The sequence below is a fragment of the Bradyrhizobium sp. MI1.3 genome (assembly GCF_055811695.1).
Genome location: NZ_JBVVPQ010000087.1, coordinates 19,277 through 26,474 on the forward strand (window position 1 = coordinate 19,277; position 7,198 = coordinate 26,474).

General features: G+C 64.0%; 8 protein-coding genes and 1 tRNA gene. 2 read left to right on the forward strand and 7 right to left on the reverse strand.

Annotated elements, in window-relative coordinates:
• Positions 1-121 precede the first annotated feature (121 nt).
• The 3 genes from AC0L3A_RS35450 to AC0L3A_RS35460 form a co-directional block, all read right to left on the reverse strand.
• Positions 122-430 carry an EthD family reductase gene (locus tag AC0L3A_RS35450; protein ID WP_473256112.1) on the reverse strand — a complete coding sequence of 103 codons (309 nt, stop codon included), beginning with the start codon at positions 428-430 and terminating at the stop codon, positions 122-124.
• 216 nt (positions 431-646) lie between these two features.
• Positions 647-2,353, reverse strand: coding sequence for an FAD-dependent oxidoreductase (locus tag AC0L3A_RS35455; RefSeq protein ID WP_035993727.1), 1,707 nt, complete (start codon positions 2,351-2,353; stop codon positions 647-649).
• 27 nt (positions 2,354-2,380) lie between these two features.
• Entirely contained in the window at positions 2,381-2,593 is a 213-nt protein-coding gene (locus AC0L3A_RS35460; protein WP_219682459.1) for a hypothetical protein, read from the reverse strand.
• A gap of 315 nt (positions 2,594-2,908) precedes the next feature.
• Here AC0L3A_RS35460 and AC0L3A_RS35465 point away from each other — a divergent pair.
• Positions 2,909-2,983 (forward strand) — tRNA-Thr (locus AC0L3A_RS35465).
• Positions 2,984-3,716: 733 nt separating this feature from the next.
• Here the strand turns inward: AC0L3A_RS35465 and AC0L3A_RS35470 are convergent.
• From AC0L3A_RS35470 to AC0L3A_RS35485, 4 genes are all read right to left on the reverse strand, one after another.
• The gene (locus tag AC0L3A_RS35470; RefSeq protein ID WP_219682460.1) at positions 3,717-4,007 is read right to left on the reverse strand and encodes a hypothetical protein; all 291 of its coding nucleotides are present in this window, start codon (positions 4,005-4,007) and stop codon (positions 3,717-3,719) included.
• 99 nt (positions 4,008-4,106) lie between these two features.
• Complete coding sequence (locus tag AC0L3A_RS35475; RefSeq protein WP_219682461.1) at positions 4,107-4,571, reverse strand: Crp/Fnr family transcriptional regulator; 465 nt, start codon at positions 4,569-4,571, stop codon at positions 4,107-4,109.
• 207 nt (positions 4,572-4,778) lie between these two features.
• A complete protein-coding gene (locus AC0L3A_RS35480; RefSeq protein WP_473256113.1) occupies positions 4,779-5,399 on the reverse strand; it encodes a ferric reductase-like transmembrane domain-containing protein in 621 nt (206 codons plus the stop codon).
• A gap of 11 nt (positions 5,400-5,410) precedes the next feature.
• The gene (locus AC0L3A_RS35485; protein WP_219682463.1) at positions 5,411-5,914 is read right to left on the reverse strand and encodes a peptidase associated/transthyretin-like domain-containing protein; all 504 of its coding nucleotides are present in this window, start codon (positions 5,912-5,914) and stop codon (positions 5,411-5,413) included.
• A 283-nt stretch (positions 5,915-6,197) separates the two neighbouring features.
• Between AC0L3A_RS35485 and AC0L3A_RS35490 the strand changes: the two genes are divergently transcribed.
• Positions 6,198-7,193 carry an LLM class flavin-dependent oxidoreductase gene (locus AC0L3A_RS35490; RefSeq protein ID WP_354127102.1) on the forward strand — a complete coding sequence of 332 codons (996 nt, stop codon included), beginning with the start codon at positions 6,198-6,200 and terminating at the stop codon, positions 7,191-7,193.
• Positions 7,194-7,198: the final 5 nt, after the last annotated feature.

A 7,198-nucleotide genomic window follows, 5' to 3' on the forward strand; every position in this document is an offset into this window, starting at 1 on the left:
TTTGTGGGGGGGCTCCCGCGCGCCCCCCCTACTCTCCCCCCGGGTTACCCCCACACAAACCGCGGGGCCCCCCGATTACGCTATCGCTCCATCCGGGCTACACGACAAAACTCGCGGCGGCTCAGACTTCCTTGGTGTCGAAGATCAGGAGGTCGGCGCCGCCACTGGCGAATTTCGGCACGTCGCCGGCGGCCGCCTTGCCTGCTTCGCTGCCGAAAGCCGACTGGATGGCGGCGACGTTGTCGAAGGTGAGAATGGCGACGAGGTGAATTCCGGAAGGTCCGGCGGGGGAGCCGACCGTGCCCGTGCTCACGGCGTATTTCTTCAAGCCGGGAAGTTTCTTGGCGAGCGGGATGTGAGTCTCGGCATAATGCTTGTCGAAGGCCGCAGCATCCTTGGGCGTCTTGTAGAGCACGACGAGTTCAGCCATTTAGTCCTCCCGTTGAAATTTGTTCTGTTAGATCCTCATGGTGAGGAGCGTGCGAAGCACGCGTCTCGAACCATGAAGGCCCGGCTTTGGCAGCTGGGCCTTCATCCTTCGAGACGCGGCCTGCGGCCGCTCCTCAGGATGAGGGGAGATAGTCACGCATCACCCGGCAAGATGGCAAGCCAGATTCGGCTTGCCGTCCGCTCGTCTTCTGCTTGACTAAAGCGCCGGTTTTGCGGCGTCGCCGAGGAAGCCGTGCAGGGAGGCCACGACCTGCGCGCCTTCGCCGATGGCGCCGCCGACGCGCTTGACCGAGCCGGAGCGGACGTCGCCGACGGCGTAGACGCCGGGCACCGAGGTCTCCAGCGGCGCCACCAGTCGGCCCTGGTTCTGCTCGGACTGCGCGCCTGTGACGACGAAGCCGCCGCGATCGAGCGTCACGCCGCAGCCGTCGAGCCAATTGGTGGCGGGATCGGCGCCGACGAACAGGAAGAGATTGCGGATATCCGCGAAATCCTCGTCATCAGACAGCCGGCTCTTCCAGCGGATGCGCCGCAGTAGCGAGGCCTCGTCGCCTTCGAGCGCCGTGATCTCGGTGTTGAACATCAGTTCGATGTTCGGCGTGGCTTCGATGCGCTCGATGAGATAGCGCGACATGCTGGCGCCAAGCCCGCCGCCGCGGATGATCATCAGCACTTTCTTGGCGTGCCCCGACAGGAAAACAGCGGCCTGCCCCGCGGAGTTGCCAGCACCGACCAGCGCCACCTCTTCGCCGGCGCACAGCTTCGCCTCGACCGGCGAGGCCCAATACCAGACGCCACGCCCTTCGAACTTGTCGAGGTTCTCGATCTCGGGCCGGCGATAGCGCGCGCCGCTTGCGACCACCACCGCGCGCGAATGCAAGGGATCACAGCCGTCGAGCGCCACCGAAAACGCGCCGTCCTTGCGCGTGCAGTCGAGCGACTTCACCGTCACCGGGATCATGATCTCCGCGCCGAACTTTTGTGCCTGGTTGAAGGCGCGCGCGGTCAGGGCCTGGCCGGAAATTCCGGTCGGAAAGCCGAGATAATTTTCGATGCGCGCGCTGGCGCCGGCTTGGCCGCCGAAGGCGCGGGTGTCGAGCACGGCGACCGAGAGGCCTTCGGACGCGGCATACACGGCGGTAGCGAGCCCGGCCGGTCCAGAGCCGACGATCGCGACGTCGTAGATGCGGTCGTTGCGCGGGCCGCCGATCATGCCGATCGCGCGCGCAAGCTCGGTTTCGCCGGGATTGCGCAGCACCGCACCATCGGGGGTGACGACCAGCGGCCAATCGTCCGGCTTGGGCGAATAACGCGCGATGACATCGGCGGCGTCGCGATCGCGCGCGGGATCGAGCAGATGATGCGGCTGACCGTTGCGGGTGAGGAAGCCCTGCAACCGCACCACGCCTGCCGAATGCGACGGACCGATCAGCACCACGCCGCCAACGCCGCCCTGGAGTAGATTGACCCGGCGCAGAATCAGCGCGCGCATGATGCGCTCGCCGAGCTCGGCCTCGGCGACCAGCAGCGCGCGCAGCCGCTCCGGTGGCAACAGCAGCGTCTCGACATCGCCTTCGGCGCGGCCGTCGACCAGCGCCGGCCGTCCCGAGAGCTGGCTCAACTCGGCCAAAAATTGCCCCGGCCCCTGGTCGATCAACGGGGTGACATGGCCAAGGCCGTCGCGCTGGGTGATGGCGACGTGGCCCTTCAGCACGACGAACATGCCCGGCCCGGGCTTGCCGGTCTCGAACAGGAATTCCCCATCGGCGTAGTTGCGGACCTCACCGAAATGCCTCATCCGCTCGATCTCGGCTGATGTCAGCGCCGGAAAGGTCTGCTCAGGGCGGGTGAACCGCGACATCTGCGCGTCACCGTCGGGTCGTTGCTGCTCGTCCTGCCCCATTGCCACGGCCATGCACTCCAAAAAATTCTAGTCGCCGGTCTTGTCGGCTATCTTGCCGGCGGTCCCCTCATTTAGGGAATCATCTTCGTTCTGCGAGGGGCCGCCACTTGCGGCCCGTTCGCGCGCCTGCATCCTTCGCCGCTTCAGGTTTTCGCGCAGCGCCGATTTGAGCCGGTCGTCGCGGGACGCCCTCGCCTGTCTGGAGTCCTGCTTCGTGCTCTTGTCGTTCTGGTCTGCCATCGAGGTCCATTACAGCGATCGGCGATAACATGCCCGAGGAATAAGGCAGCTCAAGAGGGCCGCGCGATCCGATCGTGCGAAAATCGAAATGGATCGAATCCGGCGCATCGGGCAACTGGCCAGTTGGGTGGGGATATCGGAACCGAATCCGCGGAAAGTCGGCCGTTTCGAGCCAAAACAGGCATTTTGGCCCCGATATCGACCCGATTTTATCGCTTTGGCGGAGCTAGCAAGCTTGCACAGGAGGGGGGCTTGTGGCAGATATCGGCCCGCTTGGTAGGCCCCTCGTGGCGGCCGATTCTTACCCCAGCACATGCTGCCGTAGCTCAGTGGTAGAGCACTCCATTGGTAATGGAGAGGTCGACAGTTCAATCCTGTCTGGCAGCACCATTCCCTCGCTCAAATCGCACATGAAGCAGCCTTCTCGCGGCATGAGATGCCCGAGTTTTGCTTTTTTTACCTTGGCTCTCCTCTGTGAAGAGGGCGCAGGGAAGACCGGGTGCCGGCTGGCACCCGCGGTCCGCTGCGCGAAAGTGTAGCGCAAAGAGACCGCACAGCAGCATACAGGTGACGCCGAACACTCGGCCTTCCCTGCGCAGTGGGTTGACGGCTTATGCCGCGCTCTCCCCGGCGACGAGTTCCTTTTTGTCACCGTCGCCTTGCGAATTGACGATGGACAAAGACCCGGTAGAGCCCCGATCCATCTCCGCAAGGCTTGACCGTAGCAACGACGGCCAGGACCACACGATTTTGCCGTACGCAGCGATCCGGCTTCGCCAAGAGGCTTCGCCGGACACGTCCTGCTTCGCCCAAAAGGACTTCGCAGGGCGTTGGCGCCGTTCGTCCGCACGCTAGACAAGACCTCACGAGGTTCATCTCGCCCTGGTCCCCGCCTTCGTGCCCGACGCTGCCGCGTCCACCACCCCCCGATCCACGTTCGTTACGACGGACGATCGCCCCTCTCCCTGGACCGGGATGGTGGATTGATACTGTGATTCCGAATTTCGGTAAAGTGGAATATTTTTGTGAGAGGGGATTGACGGGATTTTGCGGAAGGTGGGTGTTTTGTCCGACGGGTCAGATTGGCATGACCGACGTTAGCCTTAGGCGGCCATGGCGGGCGTTATTGGGAATCGTCTTCATCTGATGCGAGTACAGCGCGAACAACGTCGCCCAGGTTTATGCTGAGGCGCGCTCTCGCTTCATTTTCGTCTTCAGCATGCACCACGTATGACGCTTTCGGCAGAACGATGGTGAGAACTCTTACGACGGCTCCTAGTTCTGCTTCTTGTTCATCGCTAAACGGATCGTTGACTGAAGCCAATTTCTTCATTCTCTCGAAGATACCGGGAGTGTGGTCCTCTAAGGCAGCAACGGCTTCCTGTATCTGCTCGTCGGTATAGAACGTGCCCATGAAAACATCTCAGCTCGTAGGATGGGTAGAGCGCAGCAAAACCCATCGAGGCCTCGTTCGGTGACGAAATATGATGGGTTTCGCAGTGCTCTACCCATCCTACGCACTGTGCCCGGTAAACCGATCATCAGACCGGCGAAGCCGTCGGCATAGCTCGCGATTAATGTTTTGCAGGACGATCACATAGGCATGGATATCGGCCTTGTAGCAGGCGTAGAGCTTTTGGGCCGTCAGCTCGTACAGCACCGTCGGACTCTCCGCGATCACCGTGGCGGAACGATTCTGCATTTCGATCAGCGTCATCTCGCCGAAGAAATCGCCGGGCTCCAGAACGGAGATCGGGATCACGCGCCCCGCATTCGCCCGTTTGCTCACCGCCAGCCGGCCGGATTTGACGATGAACAGCGAGCGTCCGGGCTCGCCCTCCGTCACGACGGTTGCTCCGGTATCAAATCGGCACTCGACCAGCATCGACATCAGGAGGTCGAGACTTTGATCCGGGATACCGCCGAAGAACGGTGTGGCGAGCAGGAATGCTTTCAGGTCGGGGACACTGACGGCCATCGCGCGAGGATAATCTTCACCGCCATCCGCGGCAAGCAGGGCAGATGCGGGCGCTGACGAAGCCGACATGTTGGAATAAAGAGGTCAGCGGAAGTTTCGTGTCTCGTAGGGTGGGCAAAGCGAAGCGTGCCCACCAACCACTGTGATAGGTAGATAGATGGTGGGCACGGCGCTACGCGCCTTTTGCCCACCCTACGCTTACCACCCCTACGCACTCTCACCGCGCAGCGTCCGCTTTCGCCAGAGGTCAGCCATGAGCTTGACGGTCGCTGCGAGCACGAGCGCGCACAGCGCCGCCTTCGAGGCTGTCTCCATCGTCCCCTCGATCAGCAGGCAATGGGCCACGCTGCCTGCGACGATGACGATCGCGAGGGGAATGTGGACGATGCGCCAGGTGCGCAGCCGCAGTCCCAGGCGGCGGCGCAACGCGGCCAGGACCGCAACGATGAAGATGGCCCACATCGCGGTCACGCCGAAGGGGGAGAACGGCGTCGGTGAGGTATAGGTCAGGGCGTCGATCATATCGGGCGGACTGGTGATCCAGAGGCCGGCGACGTGGATCACCACCGCCAGAGCGAGCGCGCCGCCGATCCAGCGATGGGCGCGCCGGCCGCGATAGGCCGACAGGCCCGGCAAATATCCGCCGATTAGCAGGGGCTGAGCGAGCACGAGACCGAGCGCGACGATGCCCGCGAAGCCGGCGAGGATGTAGAGCGGGCCGCGCCATGCGAGTTGCTCGCTTGTTGCGGCGGCGGCGATCGGCACGCCGATGGCCAAGGCAAGGGCGACCCAGATCAGGGGCGCCCGGGCCGATCGCCACCCTTTCATTCGCAATGCGGTCAGGCCGGCTGCAGCACGAAATGCGCTTCCAGGCTGGTTTCCTTTGGGCTCCGCATCACCGGCCGCAGGAAGACGGTTTTGAACTCGCCGCTGTCATAGGCGAGATGGCCATGCGGCTGGCCGAAGATGGGAATGATCTGCGGCATCTCGAGCCGGAACTTGCCGTCCTTGTCGGTGAGCGTGGCGCCATGACTCTGCGGCTCGTGCTCTTGTCCCTCGGTGGTGTGCGCCCAGATCTGGATGCGCTGGCTTGCGAGCGGCGCGCCGTCGCCGGCGCGGCGCACGGTGCCGCTCATCCAGAAGCCGCCCTTGCCGATCCGCTCCACGATCGCTGCGCCCTTGCGGTAATTGTTCGCGCCGCCCGACATCGTCTCGGTCGGCGCGAGCCCGTCCGCGCGGGCGGCCGGCAGCAGGCCGGAAACGCCGGTTGCCAAAATCCCGGTGGCGAGGGCCGAGCCGCCAGCGGCAAGGAGGTTGCGGCGATTGAGTAGGACCGTGGTCATGTCGGTTCCTCCTGCAACAGAGCAGTGGCTCCGGGAATGGTACAACAACAGACGCGAGACGCCCAGTTGGGGCGAGGGGTGGAACGGGGCGCGATGACGGTGTTGTGAATGGGGTTTAGGCCGCTCGAACAGCTTCGTAGGATGGGTAGAGCGAAGCGAAACCCATCGAGCCTTGTTCGATGAAGACGCATGATGGGTTTCGCTGCGCTCTACCCATCCTACGCGCCGACACTACATGTATTCTCAGCCGCCGCGCGTCATCCTCCTCCACTTCGGTACCGAAATGATCCCCTTCTCCGTGCTCGACCTCGCACCCATCCGCCAGGGTGGCGACGCGTCACAAGCGTTCCGCAATTCGCTCGATCTCGCCCGGCACGCCGAAGGTTGGGGCTACAAACGGTTCTGGCTGGCCGAGCATCACAACATGACGGGCATCGCGAGCGCGGCGACGTCGGTGGTGATCGGGCATGTCGCGGGCGGCACCAAAACCATCCGCGTTGGCTCCGGCGGGATCATGCTGCCGAACCATTCACCGCTGGTCATCGCCGAGCAGTTCGGCACGCTGGCCTCGCTCTTTCCCGGGCGGATCGATCTTGGGCTCGGCAGGGCGCCGGGCACCGACCAGTTCACCGCACGCGCGCTGCGCCGCGATCTCGCCACCAGCTCCGAGAATTTTCCGCAGGACGTGCTGGAGTTGCAGGCGCTGCTCGGCGACGTCAAGCCGAACCAGACCATCCGCGCCGTGCCGGGCATGGGGACGAAGGTGCCGCTGTGGATCCTGGGATCCAGCACCTTTGGCGCGCAGCTCGCAGGCATGCTCGGTCTGCCGTTCGCGTTCGCCTCGCATTTCGCGCCGCAGATGATGATGCCGGCGCTGCGCGAGTATCGCGCGCGGTTCGAGCCGTCGGCGCAGCTGGACAAGCCCTATGCAATGGTCGGCGTCAACGTGTTCGCCGCCGATAGCGAGGCGGACGCGCAACGCATGTTCTCCTCGCTGCAGCAGCAGTTCATCAATCTTCGCCGCGGCACGCCCGGCCCGCTGCCGCCACCGGTCGACGACATGGACGCGCTGTGGTCGCCGGCGGAAAAGGCCATGGTCGGGCAGTCGCTGTCCTGCTCGGCGGTCGGCTCGCCTGACATGGTCGAAGCGAAGCTGAAGGCTCTGATCGCCGAGACCGGCGCGGACGAACTGATGACCACGGGCCAGATCTACGATCACGTTGCGCGACTGCACTCGTTCGAGATCGCGGCTGGGGTAATGGACCGGCTGGCGGGGTGAGCGCA

What these genes read in the sequence shown, in the direction of transcription:
- AC0L3A_RS35450 (WP_473256112.1), bottom strand. Translation starts at nt 430, where the DNA reads ATGGCTGAACTCGTCGTGCTCTACAAGACGCCCAAGGATGCTGCGGCC.
- AC0L3A_RS35455 (WP_035993727.1), bottom strand. Translation starts at nt 2,353, where the DNA reads ATGGGGCAGGACGAGCAGCAACGACCCGACGGTGACGCGCAGATGTCG.
- AC0L3A_RS35460 (WP_219682459.1), bottom strand. Translation starts at nt 2,593, where the DNA reads ATGGCAGACCAGAACGACAAGAGCACGAAGCAGGACTCCAGACAGGCG.
- AC0L3A_RS35470 (WP_219682460.1), bottom strand. Translation starts at nt 4,007, where the DNA reads ATGGGCACGTTCTATACCGACGAGCAGATACAGGAAGCCGTTGCTGCC.
- AC0L3A_RS35475 (WP_219682461.1), bottom strand. Translation starts at nt 4,571, where the DNA reads ATGGCCGTCAGTGTCCCCGACCTGAAAGCATTCCTGCTCGCCACACCG.
- AC0L3A_RS35480 (WP_473256113.1), bottom strand. Translation starts at nt 5,399, where the DNA reads ATGAAAGGGTGGCGATCGGCCCGGGCGCCCCTGATCTGGGTCGCCCTT.
- AC0L3A_RS35485 (WP_219682463.1), bottom strand. Translation starts at nt 5,914, where the DNA reads ATGACCACGGTCCTACTCAATCGCCGCAACCTCCTTGCCGCTGGCGGC.
- AC0L3A_RS35490 (WP_354127102.1), top strand. Translation starts at nt 6,198, where the DNA reads ATGATCCCCTTCTCCGTGCTCGACCTCGCACCCATCCGCCAGGGTGGC.